The 23,387-nt window shown below is 36.2% G+C and carries 26 protein-coding genes; 10 read left to right on the forward strand and 16 right to left on the reverse strand.

Annotated features, from left to right (window positions below):
• Positions 1-10 precede the first annotated feature (10 nt).
• The 5 genes from P176_RS0101250 to P176_RS0101270 form a co-directional block, all read right to left on the reverse strand.
• Positions 11-685: a hypothetical protein gene (locus P176_RS0101250; RefSeq protein ID WP_026752993.1), complete on the reverse strand. Its 675-nt coding sequence runs from the start codon at positions 683-685 to the stop codon at positions 11-13.
• Positions 686-835: 150 nt separating this feature from the next.
• A complete protein-coding gene (locus P176_RS0101255; protein ID WP_231481149.1) occupies positions 836-1,654 on the reverse strand; it encodes a LytTR family transcriptional regulator DNA-binding domain-containing protein in 819 nt (272 codons plus the stop codon).
• Complete coding sequence (locus tag P176_RS0101260) at positions 1,627-3,426, reverse strand: tetratricopeptide repeat protein (protein WP_231481151.1); 1,800 nt, start codon at positions 3,424-3,426, stop codon at positions 1,627-1,629. Before P176_RS0101260 ends, P176_RS0101255 begins: the two co-directional genes overlap by 28 nt.
• A 1-nt stretch (position 3,427) precedes the next feature.
• Complete coding sequence (locus tag P176_RS0101265; RefSeq protein WP_026752996.1) at positions 3,428-3,991, reverse strand: hypothetical protein; 564 nt, start codon at positions 3,989-3,991, stop codon at positions 3,428-3,430.
• Positions 3,992-4,997: 1,006 nt separating this feature from the next.
• Positions 4,998-5,654, reverse strand: coding sequence for an N-acetylmuramoyl-L-alanine amidase (locus tag P176_RS0101270; protein ID WP_026752997.1), 657 nt, complete (start codon positions 5,652-5,654; stop codon positions 4,998-5,000).
• 189 nt (positions 5,655-5,843) lie between these two features.
• Here P176_RS0101270 and P176_RS0101275 point away from each other — a divergent pair, with 189 nt between their 5' ends.
• The 9 genes from P176_RS0101275 to P176_RS0101315 all read left to right on the forward strand — a co-directional run bounded on the left by P176_RS0101275 (position 5,844) and on the right by P176_RS0101315 (position 13,152).
• A complete protein-coding gene (locus tag P176_RS0101275) occupies positions 5,844-6,131 on the forward strand; it encodes a hypothetical protein (RefSeq protein ID WP_026752998.1) in 288 nt (95 codons plus the stop codon).
• 2 nt (positions 6,132-6,133) lie between these two features.
• Positions 6,134-6,418, forward strand: coding sequence for a hypothetical protein (locus P176_RS0101280; RefSeq protein ID WP_026752999.1), 285 nt, complete (start codon positions 6,134-6,136; stop codon positions 6,416-6,418).
• Entirely contained in the window at positions 6,405-8,807 is a 2,403-nt protein-coding gene (locus P176_RS0101285) for a TraG family conjugative transposon ATPase (RefSeq protein WP_026753000.1), read from the forward strand. The genes P176_RS0101280 and P176_RS0101285 overlap by 14 nt, the downstream gene beginning before the upstream one ends.
• 4 nt (positions 8,808-8,811) lie before the next feature.
• Positions 8,812-9,432, forward strand: a complete 621-nt coding sequence (locus P176_RS0101290) for a conjugal transfer protein (protein ID WP_197022128.1) — start codon at positions 8,812-8,814, stop codon at positions 9,430-9,432.
• A gap of 2 nt (positions 9,433-9,434) precedes the next feature.
• Positions 9,435-10,277, forward strand: a complete 843-nt coding sequence (locus tag P176_RS0101295) for a hypothetical protein (protein ID WP_026753002.1) — start codon at positions 9,435-9,437, stop codon at positions 10,275-10,277.
• A gap of 11 nt (positions 10,278-10,288) precedes the next feature.
• Positions 10,289-10,903 (forward strand): conjugal transfer protein TraK, encoded by a 615-nt coding sequence (locus P176_RS0101300; RefSeq protein ID WP_026753003.1) that lies wholly within the window; start codon positions 10,289-10,291, stop codon positions 10,901-10,903.
• Between the two features lie 75 nt (positions 10,904-10,978).
• The gene (gene traM / locus P176_RS0101305) at positions 10,979-11,908 is read left to right on the forward strand and encodes a conjugative transposon protein TraM (RefSeq protein WP_026753004.1); all 930 of its coding nucleotides are present in this window, start codon (positions 10,979-10,981) and stop codon (positions 11,906-11,908) included.
• A 31-nt stretch (positions 11,909-11,939) separates the two neighbouring features.
• Positions 11,940-12,779: a DUF4138 domain-containing protein gene (locus P176_RS0101310; RefSeq protein ID WP_026753005.1), complete on the forward strand. Its 840-nt coding sequence runs from the start codon at positions 11,940-11,942 to the stop codon at positions 12,777-12,779.
• A 7-nt stretch (positions 12,780-12,786) separates the two neighbouring features.
• The gene (locus P176_RS0101315) at positions 12,787-13,152 is read left to right on the forward strand and encodes a hypothetical protein (protein WP_026753006.1); all 366 of its coding nucleotides are present in this window, start codon (positions 12,787-12,789) and stop codon (positions 13,150-13,152) included.
• A gap of 5 nt (positions 13,153-13,157) precedes the next feature.
• On the opposite strand, the gene P176_RS0101320 is transcribed toward P176_RS0101315, so the two are convergent.
• The 8 genes from P176_RS0101320 to P176_RS0101355 form a co-directional block, all read right to left on the reverse strand.
• A complete protein-coding gene (locus P176_RS0101320; protein WP_026753007.1) occupies positions 13,158-14,429 on the reverse strand; it encodes a type II toxin-antitoxin system HipA family toxin in 1,272 nt (423 codons plus the stop codon).
• A 5-nt stretch (positions 14,430-14,434) separates the two neighbouring features.
• Positions 14,435-14,722 carry a helix-turn-helix domain-containing protein gene (locus P176_RS0101325; RefSeq protein WP_026753008.1) on the reverse strand — a complete coding sequence of 96 codons (288 nt, stop codon included), beginning with the start codon at positions 14,720-14,722 and terminating at the stop codon, positions 14,435-14,437.
• 73 nt (positions 14,723-14,795) lie between these two features.
• Entirely contained in the window at positions 14,796-16,376 is a 1,581-nt protein-coding gene (locus P176_RS0101330) for a type IV secretory system conjugative DNA transfer family protein (protein WP_026753009.1), read from the reverse strand.
• Between the two features lie 10 nt (positions 16,377-16,386).
• Complete coding sequence (mobB, locus tag P176_RS0101335) at positions 16,387-17,418, reverse strand: MobB family relaxase (protein ID WP_026753010.1); 1,032 nt, start codon at positions 17,416-17,418, stop codon at positions 16,387-16,389.
• A gap of 12 nt (positions 17,419-17,430) precedes the next feature.
• Entirely contained in the window at positions 17,431-17,832 is a 402-nt protein-coding gene (locus tag P176_RS0101340) for a BfmA/BtgA family mobilization protein (RefSeq protein WP_026753011.1), read from the reverse strand.
• Between the two features lie 432 nt (positions 17,833-18,264).
• Positions 18,265-18,462 carry a hypothetical protein gene (locus P176_RS20805; RefSeq protein WP_026753012.1) on the reverse strand — a complete coding sequence of 66 codons (198 nt, stop codon included), beginning with the start codon at positions 18,460-18,462 and terminating at the stop codon, positions 18,265-18,267.
• 11 nt (positions 18,463-18,473) lie between these two features.
• The gene (locus P176_RS0101350) at positions 18,474-18,926 is read right to left on the reverse strand and encodes a JAB domain-containing protein (protein WP_026753013.1); all 453 of its coding nucleotides are present in this window, start codon (positions 18,924-18,926) and stop codon (positions 18,474-18,476) included.
• Positions 18,927-19,045: 119 nt separating this feature from the next.
• Positions 19,046-19,390: a single-stranded DNA-binding protein gene (locus P176_RS0101355; protein ID WP_026753014.1), complete on the reverse strand. Its 345-nt coding sequence runs from the start codon at positions 19,388-19,390 to the stop codon at positions 19,046-19,048.
• A 429-nt stretch (positions 19,391-19,819) separates the two neighbouring features.
• Between P176_RS0101355 and P176_RS20325 the strand changes: the two genes are divergently transcribed.
• Positions 19,820-19,963, forward strand: a complete 144-nt coding sequence (locus tag P176_RS20325) for a hypothetical protein (protein WP_156032937.1) — start codon at positions 19,820-19,822, stop codon at positions 19,961-19,963.
• Between the two features lie 432 nt (positions 19,964-20,395).
• On the opposite strand, the gene P176_RS0101365 is transcribed toward P176_RS20325, so the two are convergent.
• The 3 genes from P176_RS0101365 to P176_RS0101375 all read right to left on the reverse strand — a co-directional run bounded on the left by P176_RS0101365 (position 20,396) and on the right by P176_RS0101375 (position 23,340).
• A complete protein-coding gene (locus P176_RS0101365; protein ID WP_037349089.1) occupies positions 20,396-21,832 on the reverse strand; it encodes a TolC family protein in 1,437 nt (478 codons plus the stop codon).
• Positions 21,833-21,842: 10 nt separating this feature from the next.
• Positions 21,843-22,520, reverse strand: a complete 678-nt coding sequence (locus tag P176_RS0101370; RefSeq protein WP_026753016.1) for an ABC transporter ATP-binding protein — start codon at positions 22,518-22,520, stop codon at positions 21,843-21,845.
• Positions 22,521-22,590: 70 nt separating this feature from the next.
• Positions 22,591-23,340 carry a GIN domain-containing protein gene (locus P176_RS0101375; RefSeq protein WP_026753017.1) on the reverse strand — a complete coding sequence of 250 codons (750 nt, stop codon included), beginning with the start codon at positions 23,338-23,340 and terminating at the stop codon, positions 22,591-22,593.
• Between the last annotated feature and the right edge of the window lie 47 nt (positions 23,341-23,387).

The raw sequence follows: 23,387 nt of genomic DNA on the forward strand, positions 1-23,387 counted from the left end.
ATATTGACTCTTATGTTGTTATTACTTTAGGAAGATTTATTTTCGATTTCATTAATTGACTAACGATATCTGACTTGTTGGTTTCAAATTCTGAAATGAGATAGTTACAAGTGAGAAATAATGTAGAAATCTCTATGGATTTTTTAAAATCTAAAGGATTGAAAAAATCAAAACCACTTGATATATGCTGGTTTATTTTGGCTGTAAGAATTGAGAATTTAATTCCCCCATCACTGGTTAGGTTTGCGATTCCTAAATTTATTATAAGCGCATTATTTTGCCTCTCAAGAGAGTTCCACCAGTCTAAAATAAAGCTAGAGTTATTATTAGCACCTTCTTTCAAGACATCAAATAAAGACTGAAAAATTAGTTTGAAGTTATTATCAATATTAGCAAACATTTCATCTTTTAAATAGTCAGAGATATTTATCTTTCCTTTATGACTATTTACAGAAGATGTTGCTTCATTGTTATTTTCTATAGTAATAAATTTACTATAATCAGAAATTGCAGATAATAATGCATCATTGGATTTTGTTGTAGAATTCTGTTTCATTATACCTTTTGCTACGTCTGAAATCCATGTTACAACAATTAAATGATCTTCAATTTGCGCTTTAGATAATGATATTGGAGCTCCTTGTAAATAGCCATTGGAATTAAACATGTAGATTGAATTAGGCATAACTCTTTATTTAAATTTCGTTTCTCAAATTTGATAAAACAAAATCTTTAAAAGAAAATAGATGAGTGAATGGGCAGATTATTTTAGTAAACAACTAAAATTGATGAGTAAGTACTTAATTATGAAATGTAGAAATAAAGTGGTGTATATTTATATAGTTCTAAAAAGTTTAAAGACTTCCTCTTTGCGTGATTTACTAACTGGTATTTTATTATCCAAAATGTAAAGCATATTACCTTCAAAACCACTCACCGAATTAATGTTAACGACATAACTTCTGTGCACACGCATAAAAGCAGTTACTGGAAGCTGCTCTTCAATTTTATTTAGTCCGACTGAATAGATAAAATGATCTGTTTTGGTGTAAATTGTGCAATAATTACTGTCAGCTTTTAAAAAAAGGATTTCTTGTAGATGTACACGCTCGAAATGATTGTTCTTTTTAAGAAATAAGCTTTCCTTTATACTTAGTACATGATTTTCTGATGTATTAAACTGTTTTTTAGCTAGAATCTCATTTTCTGTAACTTTATTAGAAAAATTCTTCAAAGCAAGTTCTATTGCTAAATAGACCTGACGTTTGTTAAATGGTTTAAGTAAGTATGCATGAGGCTTCACACTTTTTGCTCTTTCAAAAATATAGTTGTCTGCATGAGATGTTAAAAAAAGAAAGGGAATACTATACTTATCGTTTATAAATCGTGCGAGCTCTATACCATCAAACTCTCCTTTTAGCATAATATCAATTAATACCATATCAGTATCTTTGTTGCGAGCCAAAATTTCTAATGCTTTTTTTGCAGTATCTGCTATACCTACAATGTCATAGTTATTGTCACCAAGGTTATAAGCAATATCGGTTGCCAATAAAATTTCATCTTCTACAATTAGTATTTTCACCTTAGTGGTACTATGATACATCTTATCTTTTTTTATAAAATCTAAGCATTTTTTACTATTATTTTCCAATGTGTACTTTGAGAATGCAGTTTAATAATACTACCATCTAATTGATTAACTAAAGAGGTTATAAGTTTAATACCAAATGAATTTTTCTTTCCCCCTTCTTTTTCTGTGAAACCAATACCATTATCACTAATATCTATTTCCAACTTATCGTTTACTTCTTTGATCTGTATTTTTAAATTAGGATTTTTTATATCCTTATAGGCATGTTTTAGAGAATTAACTACAAGTTCATTAATAATCAATGCAAGTGGTACTGCTTTATCTATGGAAATACTGGTATTATCCATGTTAATTTCTGGGTTAAAAGATATATCATAACCATAGAAAAGACCAAGTACAAGTTCTTCTAAATAGTCTCTCAAAAAAACTTTTGTTTCTGCGCCTTCTTTATAAAGCTTTTTATGTACTAGGGATAGTACTTCTATTCTATTTTTTCCTGTTAATAAGGCTTCTTGTGCTGGGTGACCCGTAAGCTCGCGGCTCTGAAGATTTAATAAACTTGACATCATTTGGAGATTATTCTTAACACGATGATTTAGCTCACTTAACAATAGTGCTTTTTCTTTTTCCCTTAAACTGATTATTGCCTTTTGCTCTTTTAAATTCTTATTAGCTCTTGATAATAGATTGAGAAACAGCCCTAAAAGCAAAATACCAATAACGAGTCCTATCGTTAGTGTTTTTCTGTTTTCACTAATTTCATTAAGTTTATAAATCTCAGTTTCACGTAATCCAATTTCATAACTCGCTTTAATCTGTTCAATTTTCTGAATATTAGCTTTATTGATAAGACTATCCTGGTATTTTTGATATACATTCTTATAGTCTAAGGCTTTTTTATAGTTTTCCTGATCTTCATAAAATGTAGATAATATTGCACTAATATCTTTTATTTGCTCTTTCAAGCCATTACTTTTGGCCAATTCCAGAGCCTCTATAAAATTCCTTTCTGCATTAATTAATTGGCCTTCTCTTTTATATATTTTGCCCATTTCCGCCAAAAAAATTGATAGAGAATAAGGGTCACCCAAAACCATTAAAATTTCTATAGCAGATTTCAATCTTTGTTTAGCTTCGAGAGTCTTGCCTTTCGTCGCATAAACCATACCCAAATTCCCTAAGGCATATGCTAGAATCATATCATTATTTAGAGTAGAATTGATATTGAGAACTTCGTTAAAGCTTACCGTAGCCGATTCCAAAGCGCCAGATAACCTATAAGCTTCACCCAAGTTAACTAAAGTTATTGCGTAATTAGTTATGTTGCCATTAGCCTTATAGATATCGCAGGCCTTACTCAAATTAATGATTGCAGATGCATAATCCTTATCATTAACATAGTTAACTCCGAGCTGCACATAAGACGCCGCCTGTCTTTTTTTCAAATTGAGTTTTTGATATATGCGCAATGCCTTAAACGTTGCTTCAAACGATTTTGGATTATTCCCCAATAATCGTTCAACATGGCTTAACTCTTCCCATGCCTCTGCTTGTAGTTCTACATCGTCTAAATCCAAGGCAATTTCTAAAGATGCGTTCGCATACTCAAGTGACTTTGCTGGTTTAGGATGATTATAGGCAACTTTGCTTAAAAGTCTAGCTTTTTCCTTTTGTGTAATAGTTTTAGTTTCTAAAATAGATATGAGACTATCTACCTTTTGCTGTGATTGTGCAATTGCACCAAAAACACAACCTAGATATATAACAAAAACCCACATACACTTTTTATACAAACACGGATTTAATGCACGCCAATGAATTGCTATATACACATTACTTGCTTTGATTAGAGCTAACTTTCATTAACGGATCTAGAATAAAATACAAGCGTTTTTTTCGTCCATCTTCTGCTATTTCCATACTTAGAGATAATATAGCACTGTAACCTATATAGCGCTCAAACCAAGGTGCTTCTGATTTCAATTCGATAGTACAGTTTTTATTAGTTTCGTCTGATTTTAAATACAAAAACCCATCTGGTGAAATAGTAATTTTGTCATCAGGCTCAGATCCCTTATTAGCGAGTTTGAAGATATCACTCCAATTTATTAATTGTTCTGAAGCTTTAGTCAAATCAGATCCTTTACAATAATGTAATATGGGCTCATAATTCTTTTCCTCATTATTGCTGCACTCCAGTGTTAATGTAATGTACTTGTCAGTACCAATTATGATTTCTGGAATGGCATCAGCGGTATTAACCACAAATTTATCAAGTGCAATTGGATAAGACAAAGTACCTTCTCCCAAATCCATGTGTTTTACTGCTTTATCTAAATAGATTCCTAGTACCTCTAAATATAAACTAGACATATTGGTAGCGATTTTAATTTTCATAATCTTATAATTGTTTAATTAGTTGTCTTATACAATATTTCAAACTTGCAATCCTCAAAGTTTTAGTAGGTTTACATTAGAGTTTTATTAGTTCTAATCGAATATGGTTATATTTTAATGATATTTAATTGAGTCCGAATAGATTTTTTATATCATTTGGTTATCCAGAAACAAATTGAGAATCACTTTTTACTTGACTCTAGTTTTCTGCGAATATTACTTAAGTATACTCAATATTTCAATTTCATCAAACAAAGATATCCGAGTACTAATGGATTTAGTAATATATATTTTAGAATGTGGGGGAGTATAAATATATGCTTTTTAAACTAGTAATCAATTACATAAACACTTTAGAAAACAGAATTTTTAGTAAAATATAATTCCAAATATATTTTACTTCCATTCTATCTTCAGTTCGAAAAATAAGTGTTTCACCAACTTTTGAAAAGAAATATTTTAGAAAGAAAAAAACGATAAAAATGGCAGCAACTTAATCTAGCGGATCAACTCGCTCAAAAACGAAAAAATTCTCAATACTTTATTTTTATGCCCTAACCTAAATTCAAGTTAAATAGCACGGTACATTATTTTTTAAATTGGTGTAACTAAATTTGAAACCAACAGTATTTCTGTAGGCTATTACTCTATTATGTAAAAAAACAAAACCTATGAGAATCGATTGAAACTTAAAACAAGATCCTTAAACTTTATTAAACGGATTCCGTGACTTTGCCAAAACATCAATTCCCTCTTAAATTTCTTTATCGCCTTATTTATGAAATAATTAGCAATGATGTCAAACAGCTCTTGGGACTGGCAAATTTAAAAGATATGAATTCGATAGTTATGTTGTCACATAAGCTTTCCCAGATAACATGATTCATCAATTTAGCAGAGCTTTATAAGTTATTACTGTCAACTATTAATGTTTTTTATACATTTTACTTCCTTATAAAATCCCTCTATTCATATAAATAGGATGCTATGAGTCACATCCATAACTTCAGTTCCCAAATCTTTCACTTCCTATTATTTCATTTATACATTCGAATACTATCAAAGCTAAAGAATGAAAGCTATTTGGGCTATTGTAATAAGTACTTTCATCCTCATTACTTAAGAACCCCAGTTCCAAAAGCACCGAGGGACAATAATTAACCGTTGACCGCAACACCTGAAAATTCGCAAACTTCACACCCCTAATTTCAAACCCTAATTTCTTTTTAAACTGGTTCTGTAATTGATATGCAATCCAAACAGACTTCTTTGAATATTCAGAGTGAGTTTCGCCAACGTACATCTCAATCCCTCTTGCATTCGGATTATGAGAATGATTACAGTGCAAGGAAATGAATAAATCAGCATTCAGAATCTTGGCCAATTTAGTCCTATCCGATAATGAAATAAGCGTGTCGCTATAACGGGTCAAGTAAATATCAAACGGAGCTTCCGACTTTTCATTACGCCTTAAAATTTCCATGGCAATATTCAATACCACATCCTTTTCTTGAATGCCGTTTACACCTATTGCACCGGCATCTTTTCCACCGTGACCAACGTCAATTACAATTCTTTTTTCAGTATTCATTTCTTGACCAAAAAAGACGCACATTTTTAAAAGTAAAATCACAAAACTGACGTCTTTGAGTACTTTTTTCATTTTTAGTTTTCAGGTTATTAACAACTTCCTTTTTAAAATTCATAGTATTTGATATCAAATAATGGCAACAGTATTCAATTAATTTTAAATAATATTTTATTCACAATTATTTGATTTTAAATTATTTATAATCAAATATATGTAAATTTAAAATAACGAAAACAACACAAAATCTTAAACTGTTCCGTTATGAAAAAATCAATTTATTCCACAACGCTCCTATTATTTGCTTCAAGCTCTTTATTCGCTCAAATTGGAGGTATTGAAGATTCCGTTAACGATGTCTCTGATACCATAAGAAGCATCTTCCCCATCATTTTGGGTGTCATCTTTTTAATTGGCTTTCTCTTTAATGCCGGACATTTCTTTGGAGAGAATGCAGATCTCAAAAAGGGAATTACCAGGGTACTGGTCTTTGTACTCATTGCAGGCGCCGTTGTTGGGATATTCACGTACCTCATTGGAATTGTAGTCTAATGATGAAAACATTTGAAGTCTATAAAAACATCAGGAAAAAGGCGGTCATTTTTGGACTGCCTATTTCCCTATTTGCCATCATGATGGTGGCCATACTCGCATCCTTATTGATTATCATTTTCTCGTTCAGTTTTGGAACAGTCATCGGTGTATTTATTTGCAATGCCATCCTTTATATCGTATTGACTCGAATTACGAATAACCCGCAACTATTTCAAATAGCAACTCCTTTTCCAAAAATTATCAGTAATAAACAAAACTCTGGACTTCACTATGAAGAAGATTAACCTTTCGGTCTCCACACCCATTGCAGATATTCAAGATCATACGGTCTTTGCCAATAATGGCAATGTCGTGCTCTGTTACAAAGGGCATCTACCAGAGATCTACTCCTTGTCCGAAAAAGACTTTGAGGATATGCACAGCGCTTGGTTTCAAGCTTTAAAATCATTACCCGTAGGCACGGTCGTTCATAAACAGGACATTTATCGCAAAACATCCTATTCCTCTGAAGCACTGCCCAATCATACTTTTTTGGAAAAGGCTACCCACGACCATTTTAAGGGACGCAAACATCTTGAGCATAGTAGTTATCTGTTCTTTATTTTAACCAAGAACAAAGCACTTAACAATGCCAAATACATCAATCCCTTTCGTAACATCTCAAAAGGGATGGTCCAAGAGTTGGATGACACGATCAAGATCTTTGTAAACGCTGTTAGCGATTCTGTATCCTTTATCAACAACAGTAGAAAGATGGCTTTTATTCCGATGGCGCCAGAGGAGATCCGTCAACTTACCAGTAGCTATTTCAATGGATTCAACGAAGGGTTTGATACCGATATATTATTGGAAAAGAAAGACATTACCATTGGCGAAAATCATTTTGATGCCCTAGCCATCAATAGCGAACTGTGCTTTGGCGAGAGTGTACAGAGTAGCAAAACCAACGAGAAATTCACATCTGACGATTTTGTATTTCATCAAGGGTTTATTGATGGATTAGGGCTTACGCTAAACGAGAACCATATTGTCAATCAAATCCTTTATTTGGATGACAAGCAAAAGTGGCGCAAGCTACTGGATAAGAAGGTCGAGGAACTGAACAAAAGCTCCAATTTTGGTTCTCAAAACAAAGTGGTACTTGCAAAAATTGAGCACATCCTCAACCAAATCAATGCAGATGACAATGCCCGTATTGTGCGAGGGCACTTGAATATCATCTATTGGACAAAGGAAGCCAAGGACTTGGACAAGATCACCTCAAAAATCAAGACTGAATTTAAGGAACTGGATATCATCCCTTACTATCCAAGAGGTGAGGAACGGAAAAATTATATTCTAAACAGTTATTGCTGCTTCGCTTCAAATTTCTCAAATACAGATCTCTATGTCACCGATTTAAAACATGCCCTTTGCCTATTCATCAATAATGGTAATTATAAATCGGACCCTAGTGGCATCATTTTCAATGACAGGGTCTATAACATCCCGGTTATAAAAGATGTATGGGATGAAGGCAAGAAACGCATCAAGGCCAGGAACTTTGCCATTTTTGCTCCCACTGGCGAAGGAAAGTCCTTTTTGGCCAATAACATTTTACGCCAATATTTTGAAAATGGTGTTCGACTGGTCATCATCGACCTTGGTGGATCCTATACCAAGTTTGCCAAGCTTTATCCAGAAAAGTACACCGTACTCCGATATGAAAGCGGAAAAAATTTGGGGATCAATCCATTCTTCATTAGTAACGTAACCGATTTGACCCCTGAGCGTCTAGAGGATTTATCTGTATTTCTTTTTGAATTGTTTGCCTCTGACCTAAAAGTAACAAAAGCCCAGTCGGTTTCCGTCAAAAAAATATTGCGCCATTATTATGATAGCGCTTCAGAAAACTACTCATTAGCGGGGTTCTATACCTTTATTGAAAAGCATCAGGATACGCTACTTGACATCCTTAAAATCCATCCCGACTATTTCGATGTCACGAATTTTCTGCACGTGATGTCTGAATATGTCGGCGATGGTCTATATAGCTTTCTTTTTGAAGTCAATGAAGACCAAACCTATAAAATTGAGGACAAGCGCTTGATTGTCTTTGAACTCGATGAAGTCAAGGACAATAAGGAAATCTTATCTGTTATGTTGAAGCTGATTAAGTCAGCTATCCAAAGAACCATTTGGAAAAATCGTGCTGAAAGGGGCATCATTCTATTTGATGAGTTTGCCAAACAATTGAAGTTTGATAACGTTTTGGAAAGCGTTGAGTTTTATTATCAGGCCATTCGAAAACAAAATGGCGCTATTGGCATTATTCTGCAATCCATTAATCAACTCCCAAATAATTCAACTTCTGCCAGTATTCTTGAAAATACTCAGGTCATTTATAGCCTCAACAATGAAAAGGGCTATGATGAACTGGTGAAACGACTCCATCTATCCAGTCACGACTTGAATCAACTAAAATCCATAAAAAACAATCTTTCCGGGCCTAGAAAGTATACTGAAATGTTCATCAAGATTGGCAAGGACAGTAACATTTTTAGGCTCGAAGTCCCCAAGGAAGTCTATGCGGCCTATTTGACCGATGGAAAAGAAAACGAGAACATTATGAAGCTTTACGAGCAGCATCAAGATATGCAAAAAGCAATTATTGAATTCACATCAAAAACCTAATACTATGACATTATCAAAACAAACCAAAGGAGCGTTCACGAAGAGAATGAACGTCGCTAAAACAAAAATTGTGATGCTTGCAATAGCATTACTGTTTAGCTTAAACATGAAGGCACAAGGAATGCCCGTCTACGACAACACTAATTTTATAAGTTTGGCAAAGTCCCTTATCGAATCTGCCAAACAGACCTCCCAACTGTTAAAGACCGTAGAATTCTTAAAACAGCAAAAGGAAAACCTAGAAAAAGTAACGGGTGCGGTACAACAATTAAGGGCTGTTCAAGAAATAGCCCAAAACAATCAGCAACTCTTTAATCTTGTTCAAAATGAACTCGCCAGTATTCTCAACTCCCCTTACATCAAGGTCAACGAAATAGAGAATATTACGGCATCCTTTACAAATCTTTTGGACAGCTCATTGGATACTGCAGATTTTATTCAGGAAATCCTATCCAATGATTATCTAAAAATGACCGACTCCGAACGTGCTGAGATTTTAAAAGAAAAAGAGCGCGAGTCTAAGGAAATGGTTTCACAAATTAATATCAAGACCAAACGCTATCGTGACATCATCTCTTTTAGAAAAATGCAGGATAAAATCAATAATCGCCAAACCGACTATTAAAAATGACTGTCACCATCATTTTAGGCATTGGATTGGAATACATCGACACCATATTCCAGACCATACAGGATAGTAGTTTCTCACAGTATACCATCGCGGGAATGAAAACTCTTGCCGTCCTGTTCTTTCTTGTAAATATCCTTAAGAAATACAACGAAGGCGTTGCAGACAAGGATGGCTACACTTGGGGGTTAAGCCCAACAGAGCTCGCCAAGAATTTCGCAATAGTCCTGTTGGTCATCTTTTCGACCCAATTCTTAGGCTTTTTTGATGGTATTCTGGTCTCGATAGAATCCCAATACCGTGACACAGCACCAGCGTTACTGCCTTTACAGATGCAGGATATCCCCATAGAGGAAGACGTGAACCTTATTGATGCTGCTAAAAATGCAATGACCCTGCTTTACGAAGCCTTACTCACACCGTTATATGGCTTTAAAATATTGGCCTTTATTATTGGCATTATACTATGGATTCTGGATCTCTTCATTTACCCATTGTTCTTAGCTGAACGCTTTTTTCTATTGGGGCTCATGCAGGCCTTTTTTCCATTGGTCATCAGTTTGGCCGTATTTGAGAAATTCAGATCATTGGCCTATACCTTTTTTAAACTTTATGCTGCGGTCTACATGTTAGTTCCCGCGTTCTTTCTTGTGAATGTATTTGTGAACGCGATTTACACAGAATTAAATACCAATTTCTGGAGTAACCTCTTCGGTACTGATTTTGGTCAAGGGTTTTTCGCCCCTGTGGTCCAGTTAGGCTCCGTTGGTTTTATTGTGTTTCTCAAATTTAAGCTTTACAGGAGAGCGACGTCTTTTACCCTGAGATTATTCACCAATTAATCAAACCTAGAATGAAAACACCTTATAAAACCATTTACAATATTTTAAAACTAAATCGTTTCATCGTACTGGCTGTGATTGTTTTCGCGTTTTTATGCAGTACCATCTCCGTTTGGATGGCATTTAGCACCCATAGGAATGCTCTTAATAGCGCCTTTGCCATTAATACAGATGGCAGTATCATTCCACTAAAGCTGGTTACCCAAAAAGAGAATTTTAAGGTTGAAGCCTTGGCACATTTGGAACTCTTCCACAATTACTTCTATAATATCGACGCCAGTAATTACGAACGGAATCTAAAAAAGGCCTTATGGCTGGGGAATAGCTCTGTAGACAATCTGTATCGTCAGAAAAAAGCGGACGGTGTTTATAATCGCCTGTTGCAATATTCCTTAGTGCAAAAAGTCATACGTATTGATTCACGGATCATAGAAAACGAGGGCTCCTATAGCTTTAGCACAACGACCGTTTTTGAAATTAATAGAGGTACGATCATAGATACCTACGAACTTGTTTCCACTGGAAACCTGATTATGGTGGACCGAAACTTTCCTAACAATCCACATGGCTTGTTGATTACCGATTATTTCGAAAACACCTTAAAAAAGCTGAGTGAGGATTTATAACCCTTCATCCTACAAAATATCAGCAGTTTATAAAAACAACACCGAACCATTGTAATAACATTAAACCATAAATAGATGAAAATAGAAAAAAACAAAATTGTATTTGGCTCAGTACTCGCGGTCATTTTCATATTTCTAATTTCCTATTCCATAATGATCATGGGGGATGATGACACTGAAAATGAAAGTCTTCAACAGACCTTGGTGCCAGAACTGGAGGACAACCAAAAGGAGTACACCTCTAAATTGGATGCCATCAATGATTTGAAAAAAGTAAAGGAAAACAATGCTCCCAGTATTTATGACGAGAGCCTGATTGACTCTATGGGTGTTTATGATCCCAATTTACCAGAGCGCGAAAAAGAGCGGATTGTGGACAGCATTTATAATGCGGGTCGAATTCAGTATTCAGATAAAGGACGTCAACATTTCAATCAGAAAAAAATCGTTCAAAAGCACCTCGAACCCATAGATTCCATCAAATTAAAGAAGGAACAAAACATCCAATCGAAAGAACTGGGCTTGGAGCATCAGCTCTTCTTTGCCGCTTCCCCCCAACCTAACAAAATTTCAATCATTGGAACCACAGATCACACCATTTATGCGGTAGTTGATGGCGACCAAGTTGTCAAGGCCAATTCCAGATTAAAAATGCGCATAACCAAAGCGGCCGTTATCAATGGAAAACATATGCCAAAGAACACAGCTGTTTTCGGCTTTATAAGCTTTCAGCCCAATCGCGCCCTAATTGAAATTGAAAACGTGGAACACCGCCCTACCCAACTTAAGGCCTTTGACCTACAAGATGGTAGCGAAGGCATCTATGTTGAAAATAACTTTCGAGCAGAAGCTACCAATGAAGTCCTTGATGATGTTATTGGTGACATCAACATTCCAACTGTACCTCAAGTAGGAGGCATCACAAAGGTACTCAAACGAAATAACCGGAACGTCAAAGTAACTGTATTGAACAATTACAAACTTCTATTAAAACCTCAATTATGAGCCCATAATGGGCCTTTAAAATTTCACTCTAATGAAAAATTCAATTATAATAATAGTATTAGTGTTTACTTCAACTTTCGCAAAAGTTAACGCACAAACCGCTCAATTACTCGATACCATTTACGCTAACGACACTAAAAACGTGGCTTTATTTTTTCATGAGCCTATCCGTCAAGGCATATCAGGTTCCGAAAATTTTATATTTACCTATAACCGAGACAAAGAACAGTACTTTGGGCTACTTCAGGCAAAACCTGGCAAAGAAAGCAATCTTTTGGTAGTGAGCAGAGACGGCTCCATCTTCAGCTTCATCTTAAAATATAGAAAAGCGCTTTCAAAGCTCAATTATTTTATTCCGATCTCAAGTCGCATTGGGAACGAAAAACCTTTAGTCAAAGACATTAAAAACGAAAGTCGTATTGAAGACTCTATTGACCCTGACACTTATTATTACAACAAATTTTCATCTTATCTCTTAAGAAAGGAGCAGCGCATAGGAAGTCTACAAAAAAGACGCGAACGCATCATCTTATCTGTTGAGAATATCGTTTTTGATAAGGATGAGCTTTACTTTGTTATCCGAATCGAAAACAAATCCAGCTTGGATTACGATGTGAATTTTTTGAACCTGTATTTAGAGACCCGACGAAAAGGGAAAAAGAAATCCCTACAATCCTTACAACAAGAGCCCATTTTCAAATATAAGTTACCCTCTAGAATTGGAGAAGATGACGTGGCAAGATTTGTTTACGTCATGCCTAAGTTTTCAATAGATAAGGATCGTAGATTGGTTTTAGAGCTTAATGAAAAACGTGGTGAACGGAATATAGAATTGAAGTTGTCCCACCATTACATTAACCATCCCAATTAATACTGTCATGAAAAATGTTGTCATTTTCTCAGTCGTGCTTTTATTGATTTCCTGCTCAGAACACAAGCATGGGTCCCCTTCTGAAACCGCCAAAGTTGTTGCTGAAAGTTTTTACCACGGCGACGAAGCAACTCTAAAAAAATATACTACTGCAGAAGGCTTCTCAAACCTTCATGGCATACAGGCTCTATTTATTGAAAATGAACATTCAGAATCCAATTTCAGTATTATCAGTGAGGCTATGGATGGTGAGTTTGCTTGGGTAAAATACACCACGTCTTACGACCCGAAGCCTGGTGTTTTTAAATTGGTTAAAGAAGATGGCCTGTGGAAGGTCACGCATAATATCCCGAGTGATAAAGGACCTTTTTGATTATTTTATAATGGCTTGTTGTATAATTGCCACCTGAATGCACCAGTCATCAATTCTATTTCACTTCTTTTTATTCCTATTTCTTCTGCAATATGTTTCCAGTTTTTAACCACCATCAGGACTTCAGAAAGTATGTTTTCCATCTCACTTTCACTTAAGCGAAAATACATCCCTACACTTTTCGCCAAATCAAAACTTAAAGCATTATCATCCATATCTATATTTAGGGATAGACCATCTTTTTCTATTGAAGGGTTTAAATCATAAGCTGGCGATAAGATCCAACCTTTTTCGGTTAGAATAAACCCGTGATTTCTAAGGTGGTCATCCGTATTTGAAATAGCAATATTAAATACAATTCTTCGCCACAGTTGGTGTAAATTAGTTTCCACATCGACTCCATAATTCTCAATAAACTCGACAATTTCCAAATAACTAGGTGTTGTATCCCTGATCATATCTTCTGTATTCCCGGTCATTGTCATTGCTGAGGCAAAGTGAATGCGTTTTCCATTATCCCTATCAAATCGTTTGGTCAGAAATGTATGGTATTGACCACTTATCTTTTCTATTTTAGATGTTACCATTTCAACTCCAGAAGCGATAGCTAATTTATAAGCTAAAAACTCCCAAGCTGCCTTATCGACGACATCTGTTTTAGAAGGAAATTTTGCTATCCATAAGTTCTTTTGAGCATCAAGCACATTAGCCTTTGGTCTTGCACCTCCTAGAGACGAACCAGGTGCAATTAAAACAGCTATCCATTTTCTAGCGGCATCACTTTGTTCATCATTTTCTAACTGATTTACTGCTTCTTGAAGCTCGCCCAATGAAGACCAAGGTGGTGTTGGATTTTGTGCATCATTATCTAAAAAAGGACCTTCCAAGTCCGTTTTAAAACGCAAAGCTCCCATTCTACTCTCGTCAAAAACACCGAGCAGATAATCTATTTCATACAGTGTATCTGCTTTTACATTCTTAGCTCTGGCATCCTGTGCAGCTCTACGTTTCATTAATGTTTTACCCCAAGTATCTGGCATACTATCAAGGAAGATTCCAAAGTTCTCTTTGTTGGTAGGATATTGTGGCCCTGAATAAAATTCCATATCTGGATCTAACAATCGTTGCGCATCGGTCTTTAACCAATACTTGTCATACTCAAAACTGAATGCTTTTTTACCTTTGGCGAAGTGTGCTGAAAGTACGCCTATCAAAGTTGGCTTTTTTAAAGCTTCCCAATCTGCAAATACGTATATATCAAATTTACCTGTTGCCATAGTATTTATAATAAATCAAGGTCTTGCAGTTTCCTGCCGAATTCATCATCCACCGCCAATTTTAGAAAATCATCCTGAAGATTTAGTACCCTAAACACATTAAAGTATAAGCCAATCGCCACAGCAGGGTCACCCTTTTCAATGCGATACAGTGTTGCTCTATGAATACCCGCACGTTCAGAAACTTGCTCTGTAGTAAGCTTTCTTCGCTTACGGGCAAGCTTTACGTTTTCCCCAATTTGCTCAAAAATCTTAAGATACTTTGGAAGCACTATTGCTTTTTTAGAATTCATTTTGTTGCTTATTTACAACAAATATATTGTTTTAGATACAAATAAGCGACAAACAGAGAACTATCTCTATGTGTTATTTAAATATTGATTTGGCTTCATCATAGATGCGCTCAAAATTTGCTGCTAAATCAACCTTGGAAAATTTCCGCAATTTCATTGGTAATTCTCTTTCAATGTTCTGTAATCTAAACTGTAACTTTTGATCTTTCCCATCCGCATACGTAATAAACTCCCCCTGCTTTAATCTAAAGAAAACATCTGCCCTGATTTTCGGAATTTCCTTTTCGCCAGTAGTAACTCTCGTATCAAAGTCGAGATTATGGCCACGGCTCACGCTCTTCGTTGGATCTTTTATGATTTCGAAAAAGCGCTCGTAATATTTGGCGGTGTCTGGGTCATTGACCTTGCCGAAAAATTGGTAGGACAAATTGCTTAAAATCGCTTTGCTGGCCTTGTCTCCATACATCATATCGTTTTGGATCTTATCCTGCATCACATAAATTGTAGCAATATTATAGCTTCTCAAGGTCGCTGGAATGCGATGCATGTTCAATAATCGAATGGTTGGTGCTTCTTCCATTAAAAGGAATGACGGTTCGGAATTTCGAACGCTCATTTGTTTGGTAATGGTATGGATAATCGTGGCGATTACTGGTGAATACGACGTTTCGTATTTTGGGTTATTCACTATGGAAATCACGCAGGGGTTTTTAGGATCATTGATGTTCAACGGCACTTCATCTGCTGATAAGGCCATAAAAATGCGTTGTGTACTGATGCGCTTAAGTGCATTGGCCAAGGTACTTTTTACACCGGCGGTTTGACGTTCCGAATCTTTGCCACTTATAAAAGCATCTGCCATTGCTCTTGATGTGGTATTGGTTTCCAAAAACTGGATCAGACTATCCGTGTCCAAATATTGATAAATGGCAATTAAATGTGGCAGCGTACAGAATTGGGGATATGTGGTTTTCAGTTTCCAGATCAATCCACCTATCAAACCTTCCGCTGCATCATTAAAGAATTTAGTTGTTCCCGTCGTTCCAGATTCCCGTTGCTCCAAAAGGTTTTCTATTAGCACCCGAGACACCTCATTGATGCTCTCCTCGTTCTCTAAATACTGAGGCGCAATAGGATTTACCCTATGGATAATGTTATCGAAGGAAATGATCTTAAACGGAATATCCCGATCCTTAAAAAGTGGATACGCCATTTCCGTCAATTCAAAATCCTTATAATCGTGAACGATACCACAAAATCCTTCTTTCTGGAAATGCTTTAAGAATCCGTATACGACACTTTCAGTCTTGCCACTTCCTGCGGAGCCGATGACCGATGCCCCTCGTTTAATATTTTCAACCTTAAAAATTCCTTTAGTAGTACGAAAAAGAACTTGATATCTTTGATCTGCATTTTTTGATCTTTCCGTTTTATGCAAGAAAACGTACATCATCGTATTGATCAATAAAAGTGGGCAAACCACCTTTAACAAAACTAAAATCAAACTATTCCATTGTAATAAAAAATAAGCAATTGCAAACAACATAAGGCTGCTTAGAGCAAATGCATATCTTGATATCCGATACCATCCATAAAATAACATACTGGTGACGCCTAAGGTAAAAAACATCGTAAAAAAACTGTCCATGTGCATCGGTCTTGATTTAGATTCCTATAGAACTTGATTTGACCGCTACTTCGATACCACGGCGCAATCTGTTGAATAGTTTCATTGCCAGCTGTGCCTGAGAGACCGGAATACTCGGTAGTATTGGGACATGGCTTTCCCTTAGGACCTTTAAGGCAATCGCCTTTTCATTGGTGGGCAATTTCATTAGCGATTCAAAATAAATTTTCGGATTCTTGATAAACTCCTTTTTGGCCTTATAGGTTTCGGCAAAGTTTCTTTGGTAACCAAAAGTTTTATCGAAGGTCTTTTCCGCTGAATTAAAAAATTGGTCCCTGTCAAAGCCCCGTCTGACGGTTTTGCCATGCATCATGACTTCTGAAGCTTTGTGCTTGCTCCCCGGGGAAAGACTATAAGTATTGGAGGCGTCCTTTCGACTGATGATGATATGGATATGATTTTGGTTACCCGCTTTGGTCATGCCTTGAAAGATACGTTTTCCATTTTGTTGATGTGGTGCTTGGCGTTCCAGTTTGGCAATTTCCTTTTTCATCTTTTTAATATCGCCTTCGCCCCGTCCCTCTTGAATATTTCTGATTTCGGTTTTTAGATGCAGTATTTTTGTGGCATAAGCTTGGTTTTCTTTTATTTGAAAATCTGTTCCCTTGAATGTTCTTTGATGTTCGATTTTTGCATAGTATTTTATATCATCTATAGTTATGGGCCGTCCCTGTATTTCTCGATTGAAGCTCGCCACATAATCTTTCATCAGCTCGCGAGTGTAGGTTTTTAAATCTTGACTACTGTTCTGAAGTTTTCGTAATTCATACTTTGAAGGATTGACCGTAATCGAATAAAACTTGGGTTCTTTCTTTTTCAATTTTGCGGTGTTTCCGTCAATTTCCTTTACCACTTCTTCAGCGGAAATTTCATCGCCATATTGATTGAAAAAATGTTCCATTTCATGTTGTTCCAAACCTTGATTTTCTTTCTCTAAATAGCCTACAAAATCAACTGAACTTTGCGAGTAATTGTTTCCCAATTTTTGAGGTGTTATTGTAATGTACATAGCGCAAAAATATTAGAGTTCGTTATTATCATTTTGCTTTTCATCAAAGCCTGTCTTGATGTCAGGAAGTCGTCCCTCCCTCCTCTCTTCGATGATTTTTTTTTCCAAAATCAAGGGTTTCCTTTTAGGCTCCTCGGTTTGGAAAAGAGATGCCATCATGGCGGCGGTAGGTTTGGTCTGGGTCTTTTCCATATCGCGCATTATGGCAATGACCGCATTAATACGCTTCTTTATAGAAGCCTCGATTGTTCTGCCTGTAGGACCCAATTTTTCCTTTGGGGATATTTCATTGTAGAAGAAAAAATCCAGCATTGCTGTCAATGCCTCTGTATGGGATTTGAAGTGCGTTCTTGAAAATTTCTGGAAACGCTTTGCCGTTTCCCGTTTAAATCTAATTCCTGTAAATGAGTCCATAATTCGCCGATTTGTCACAAATTCTGTCCGTAAAATGGGCGTTTCATTGCCATTTGTCGCAAATGGCTGATAAACAAGAATTTATTTGAAATCATAAACTACTGAACGTTAGTGGTTTAAAACAAAAAAGGAGTGTATTAACATTGCGCAGCGTGTTACCCTCTTGCTACTCCTTTTCGGTGCGCTATGGCGTACCAAAAATTCCTTACAATCTGGCTAAAAAGCCAATTGCCATTTTAGGGAAATGAATTTCCAATATGTTAATTTTAGATGCGTATGGTTATCGGCGAAAGTCGAGAATAGGATAACCCTACATAAGTATCAAAGCTGAAGTTCAGCTAAAATAAAGATACGTTTTTTTATTGAAATTGTAATGTTCAAATAAAAAAACACCTCTAAATTTTAGAGGTGTTCCCATTGGATTTTAAGAACTCATATCTTGAACACGAAGGAATAGGAATATAAATTTCTTATAGCTTCCTCTTCGATCATAGTTTCAAAGCAAGAATAATTTTGTTTTACATATTTGCCGATAGCATCGCCAAATTTTCGTTCCACATCACATTTGGATTTTTCCAAAAGTCGCTTTTGAGGGTCCTCACTCAAGTCGGTAAAATTGAGATATATCATAGCTCCCATATTCACAAGATCCCGTTATCTGCAAAACTATAATAATCCCCATTCGGAATTAGGATCAAATGGTCAATAAGCTTTACATCGAACAGTTCAGATGCGTTCCTAATTTTAGTGGTCAACCGCTTATCTGCATCACTCGGGATCAATTTTCCACTCGGATGATTATGCGCAAGTATGATACCTACCGATAAGGATTTTAAAATGACTGCAAATAAGATTCTTACATCTACTAAAGTTCCCGTTATTCCACCCTGTGACACTTGAAATATAGCTTTTACTTTATTGCTGTTATTCAACAACACGACCTTAAAGGTTTCTTGTAGGGCGATTGTATCCTTGTTCCAATTATCGAAGACCAATTGGGCTGCATCTTTTGAATTTGTTATTTTATGCCACATGGAAGACCTTAAGCCCTCTTTATAGCTAATCCTGACTTCATTAACTTGTGCTTTTTTCATCGTTTATATTTTTATGGAAATCGTGACTCTTCGATTTCATTATTATCTAATTTTAATGTGTGAATAATAAAAAAGAGGGCGCATCTTTAAACACTTACGCCCTCCTTAATGTTCAAATCTTACTTGTCATTTTTGCTTCCAAGTAAAAGGATTTCATCAGCTACAACTTCCGTTACATAGCGTTGGCTCCCATCATCGGACGTGTAGGTTCGGGTCTTTAGTTTACCCGTTATCCCTACCTCTTTGCCCTTTTCGACATAGTTCTGCACAATTTCGGCGGTCTTGCCCCAGGCAACAACGGTATGCCAATTCGTGTCGGTTTGTTTTTCTCCTTTGCCATCCTTGTAATACTCATTCGTGGCTAATGAAAAGCGGGCGACTTTCTTACCGCTCTCAAGGTTCGTAATCGTTGGTTCCACACCAACATTTCCAATTAACTGTACATGATTTCTAATAGTACTCATAATAAAAGATTTTAGTGCCCACCTATTCGGCAGACAAGGTTCATATTTCCCCTATGGATTCAAAACAGATTAAATTTTAAGGGGTGTTTGTTCTTTTCTTTCGTGCACCGCACAATGGATAGTGTGGGTTTTGTCAAGACTTTTAGGGAACAAATCAGGAGTGTCTGCGACGTAGTAAAACCCGCCTATCGATAGATAGGTCTTCAGGTTTTCAAGGAAGTAGAAGCCTTATTTTTCAATAAAACTTGTACAGTCTTGACAAGTTCCATAAGGGCATTAGCAATTCTTTTTGGGCGCAGCTGTGTTTGAGCGTACAGAGAGTTAAGCGAAAAAAGCAGTTGTGAGTAAATTAGAATTAGTTATGCCCTGCCTGTTTTTCGATGACCCGAAAAACAACAAAGGCACCCTCCATTATAAACCCCTTAAAATGTGCAGGACAGCGGTTCGGTTTTTAAGGATTTTCGAGGAAACACCAAAGAAGGGTTTACCGTAAATCCTGTTAAGAAAATTGAAGGGATGGCTTTCAGCTCTGGAAAAGCGGACGTAATTCACGATTTCTGCTCAGGAATGTAGTGTTGCTTACCTGTCTAGATAGCCATCGGGACGGGAAGGATAATCGAAATGGAAAGCTAAAATCGGGGATTGTGTCCAAGACCTTTAGGGAAGCGCTTTTCGCGAAATGAAGTTTTTTCTGATTGTAAAGCAGAAAAAGTGGAATGTAGGGAATGGGCTGAGTGGAACATGATACTAAATATCGATTTTAGCTACTTATTTAAAATTAAAAAAAGTAATGTAAGCGTCTATATCTATAACAACCGAATAACCCATTTTCAGTCTAGACCTAAAAAAACCCAATGAGTTACTTTTAAATCCAATCTAATAAGTTATGAAGGTTTACCTGAACTCACCATTTAATAACAGACCTCGTTTAAACTATTTTTTAGCCGTCGAAATAGCTAAAAAACTTCAGAACATCTATTTATTAACCAAAAAAAGACAACCTATTTAGTATAATCCATATCTAAAATTCCCGCGATAGTAATCCAACACCTTGGTTCTCAACAAATAATCATACTTAGCATTGGTCAAATTAATTTTTGCGTTGTCTAGATTGTTTTTACTGGTTACATAGTTTAAAAAATTTGAGATGCCGTTATTGAACCTTATTTCATTAATGCGATACGATTCTTCAAAGGCTGTGACTTGTTTTAGTAAGCTTTCGTAGCGCAGGTAGGTAGTCTCCATATCAAAATGTACTTGTGCAATGGCATTTTTGATTTCCAATTGGGTCTGTTCTAATGCCACCATTGACTCTTCTACCCTAATTTTCTCTAGCGCTACATTATTTTTTGCTTGAAAGCCATTGAAAATCGGTACCCTCATCGAAACACCAAAATTCGTACTCAGGTTATTATCGAATTGTTCTGAAAAGCCAATATCGTTTGAATCAAAACTGCTACTTTCAGTAAGCACGGGAACATTCTCGCCATCAATAGTGATAAAATCTCCCGTCTCTACAAAGCTGGTACCGGTCTCTGTAAATAGTTGCGCTGCGCTTGAATAATTGGTATTTAGGCCGGCAAAGAACGAAATTTCAGGTGTAAACTGCGCCTTTGCAACATTGACGCCTTTTTTTGAAGCGTCCACTCGCAATTCCCTAGCTTTAAAAGTCGCTAGGTTTTGAGTGGCATCTTGATAAACTTCCTCTGCCGAACGCTCATACTGCTCAAAATCCAGCAGCAAATTTTTGGCATTGAGCTCAATATCATTATCGGTAAGATTAAGCAATTGTAACAATTCCAATTTTGAACTGTTGAAACCGCTCTGTGCCGATAAAATACTGGTTTCATCTAGGGTAAGTTGACCTTTGATATCGGCATAATCGGCAGGGTTGCCCGATTCGTTTTCGTAGAACTCTTTTTGCAGCTCCAACTGCTCTTCGGTAGTTTGCAATCGGTTTTTGGCCAAGGTTAAAATATCACGATTGTTCAAAACTTGCAGATACGCCAAAGTGACGCGCAGTATAAGGTCTTGTTTGGCTTCCTCAATTTCCATTTCGGCAGCCAATATATTGAGTTTATTCTGTTTCGCCTGATTGATTAATCTGAAACCATTAAAAATAGTCATGTCCAAATTTAAGTTCGCGCTTGAAAAGGTCAACCGTTGATTGATAAAATCGTTGGTAAACGGGTCAATACTCCTCCCATTGTTAACACCTACATTGATGTTTCCGTTTAGGTTAGGCAAGAAATTAGCTTTAGATTGTTTAAAATTAACTTCAGCAGTATTTGAGCTTAGTTTTGCCGACTTTAACTCCAGATTATTTTCAATAGCAATCGATATACAATCTTCTAAGGTATAGCTTTCCTGTAATTCATTTTGAGCAGATATAAAGTTGCAAAACAAACTGAGGCATAAAATTATTCTAATATTGAGGTACATGAATTTTGGTTTAGTCTTGAACAATTTTTCCGTCCAAAAGATTAATGGTTCTTGAGCCATAGGCCGCATTACTTTCTGAATGTGTGGCCTGTATAATGGTGACACCTTCCTTATTGAGTTCGGTAAACAGCTCCATGATTTCTGTGCTTTGCTTAGAGTTGAGATTCCCGGTCGGTTCATCGGCGAGAATCAATTTTGGCTTTGAAATCAAGGCTCTTGCAACACCTACGAGCTGTTGCTGGCCGCCACTTAATTGAATGGGGAACAAATCCTTTTTCCCAACGATGTTAAAACGGTCTAACATATCGGCAACCAAGGCTTTTCGTTCAGAAGATTTTACGTTTTTATAAAGCAACGGTGTTTCTATATTTTCAAAAACCGTGAGTTCATCAATGAGATGATAGGCTTGAAAGACGAAACCAATATAATCCTTATAGAGTTTGGACTTTTGCTTGTCCTTCATGCTGTGTACCACTTCATTTAGAAAAATATAACCGCCATCGGTAAAATTATCAAGCATACCTATACAGTTTAGTAACGTAGATTTCCCAGAGCCAGATGGCCCCATGAGTGAGATAAATTCGCCTTCTTGAACCTCGAGGTTGATATTGTCTAAAAGGGTTACTTCTTTACTTCCGTTCTTGACCTCCCTTGAAGCTTGGGTTAATTTTAATAATGTGTTTTTCATGGTTTCTCTTTTTAAATGGTCTTACGACTATTTATTATTTATAATGTCTTGTAGAGACTAGTTTTTATTCCTAATTAGATTCTAAAGCGATAATCTCTGAATCTCCAAAACTCAGTCCCGTTGTCACCTTGGCGCCTCCTTTGTATCTCAAAACGGCCTCACCGTAAGATGTAAATTTTATAGCTTCGGAAACATTGACGTCAAATTGCGCTGCGCCGAAGGCCTTCAGCTTGGATTCTTTATTTTCCACACCTAACAGATTCATTTTGCTTTCGCCATAAGCGGTAATTTTCTGAAAACCGATGCTACCTTTTAAAATGGTTAAATTACTTTCACCATACACATCGACATCAATTTCAGATACATTAACTTCATTAAAGGTGACTTGGGATTCTCCGTAAATCTTAAGCGTAAATTTTTCAATATTGATTGGACTTTCGCACAGCGTGACTTGTTCGCCTCTTAATGACAATTCATTAATATTTTTGTACATCACCAAAATGGAAAGCACTTTCCCTTTATAAATTGGGACTTTCATGCTGATGCCATTCTTGACAATGTTCTCTTGCTTCGTCGTTTCTTTGGCATCGTCTAGATAGACTCGAAGCGTCTTGCCCTTGAGCTCAATATTGATTTTATCTTCTGGCTCCGTACTGCTTAGTATGGTTACTGAATTCTCATCGCCTTGCACAAATTTGCTCTCAATATGTGGACTTATAATTACTTTGTCAAAGTCTTTGACCGGAGTCTTGGTTTGAGATGAAGCGATTTGAACAGCAAAAGCGCAAATAACAATTGATATATATAAAATGGTTCTCATGGTTTTTGTTGATTTATAGTATTGATTGAATTTAATTCTGTTTAAAA

This window comes from Sediminibacter sp. Hel_I_10 (genome assembly GCF_000688335.1).
GTDB lineage: Bacteria > Bacteroidota > Bacteroidia > Flavobacteriales > Flavobacteriaceae > Psychroserpens.

Coding starts and splice junctions, on each gene's coding strand:
- P176_RS0101355 (WP_026753014.1), bottom strand. CDS start 19,390: ATGAGTACTATTAGAAATCATGTACAGTTAATTGGAAATGTTGGTGTG.
- P176_RS0101250 (WP_026752993.1), bottom strand. CDS start 685: ATGCCTAATTCAATCTACATGTTTAATTCCAATGGCTATTTACAAGGA.
- P176_RS20805 (WP_026753012.1), bottom strand. CDS start 18,462: ATGATATATCTCAATTTTACCGACTTGAGTGAGGACCCTCAAAAGCGA.
- P176_RS0101350 (WP_026753013.1), bottom strand. CDS start 18,926: ATGAAAAAAGCACAAGTTAATGAAGTCAGGATTAGCTATAAAGAGGGC.
- traM (WP_026753004.1), top strand. CDS start 10,979: ATGAAAATAGAAAAAAACAAAATTGTATTTGGCTCAGTACTCGCGGTC.
- mobB (WP_026753010.1), bottom strand. CDS start 17,418: ATGTACATTACAATAACACCTCAAAAATTGGGAAACAATTACTCGCAA.
- P176_RS0101295 (WP_026753002.1), top strand. CDS start 9,435: ATGACTGTCACCATCATTTTAGGCATTGGATTGGAATACATCGACACC.
- P176_RS0101280 (WP_026752999.1), top strand. CDS start 6,134: ATGAAAACATTTGAAGTCTATAAAAACATCAGGAAAAAGGCGGTCATT.
- P176_RS0101365 (WP_037349089.1), bottom strand. CDS start 21,832: ATGTACCTCAATATTAGAATAATTTTATGCCTCAGTTTGTTTTGCAAC.
- P176_RS0101375 (WP_026753017.1), bottom strand. CDS start 23,340: ATGAGAACCATTTTATATATATCAATTGTTATTTGCGCTTTTGCTGTT.
- P176_RS0101275 (WP_026752998.1), top strand. CDS start 5,844: ATGAAAAAATCAATTTATTCCACAACGCTCCTATTATTTGCTTCAAGC.
- P176_RS0101370 (WP_026753016.1), bottom strand. CDS start 22,520: ATGAAAAACACATTATTAAAATTAACCCAAGCTTCAAGGGAGGTCAAG.
- P176_RS0101290 (WP_197022128.1), top strand. CDS start 8,812: ATGACATTATCAAAACAAACCAAAGGAGCGTTCACGAAGAGAATGAAC.
- P176_RS0101340 (WP_026753011.1), bottom strand. CDS start 17,832: ATGGACTCATTTACAGGAATTAGATTTAAACGGGAAACGGCAAAGCGT.
- P176_RS0101310 (WP_026753005.1), top strand. CDS start 11,940: ATGAAAAATTCAATTATAATAATAGTATTAGTGTTTACTTCAACTTTC.
- P176_RS0101300 (WP_026753003.1), top strand. CDS start 10,289: ATGAAAACACCTTATAAAACCATTTACAATATTTTAAAACTAAATCGT.
- P176_RS0101325 (WP_026753008.1), bottom strand. CDS start 14,722: ATGAATTCTAAAAAAGCAATAGTGCTTCCAAAGTATCTTAAGATTTTT.
- P176_RS0101320 (WP_026753007.1), bottom strand. CDS start 14,429: ATGGCAACAGGTAAATTTGATATATACGTATTTGCAGATTGGGAAGCT.
- P176_RS0101330 (WP_026753009.1), bottom strand. CDS start 16,376: ATGCACATGGACAGTTTTTTTACGATGTTTTTTACCTTAGGCGTCACC.
- P176_RS0101285 (WP_026753000.1), top strand. CDS start 6,405: ATGAAGAAGATTAACCTTTCGGTCTCCACACCCATTGCAGATATTCAA.
- P176_RS0101315 (WP_026753006.1), top strand. CDS start 12,787: ATGAAAAATGTTGTCATTTTCTCAGTCGTGCTTTTATTGATTTCCTGC.
- P176_RS0101265 (WP_026752996.1), bottom strand. CDS start 3,991: ATGAAAATTAAAATCGCTACCAATATGTCTAGTTTATATTTAGAGGTA.
- P176_RS0101270 (WP_026752997.1), bottom strand. CDS start 5,654: ATGAAAAAAGTACTCAAAGACGTCAGTTTTGTGATTTTACTTTTAAAA.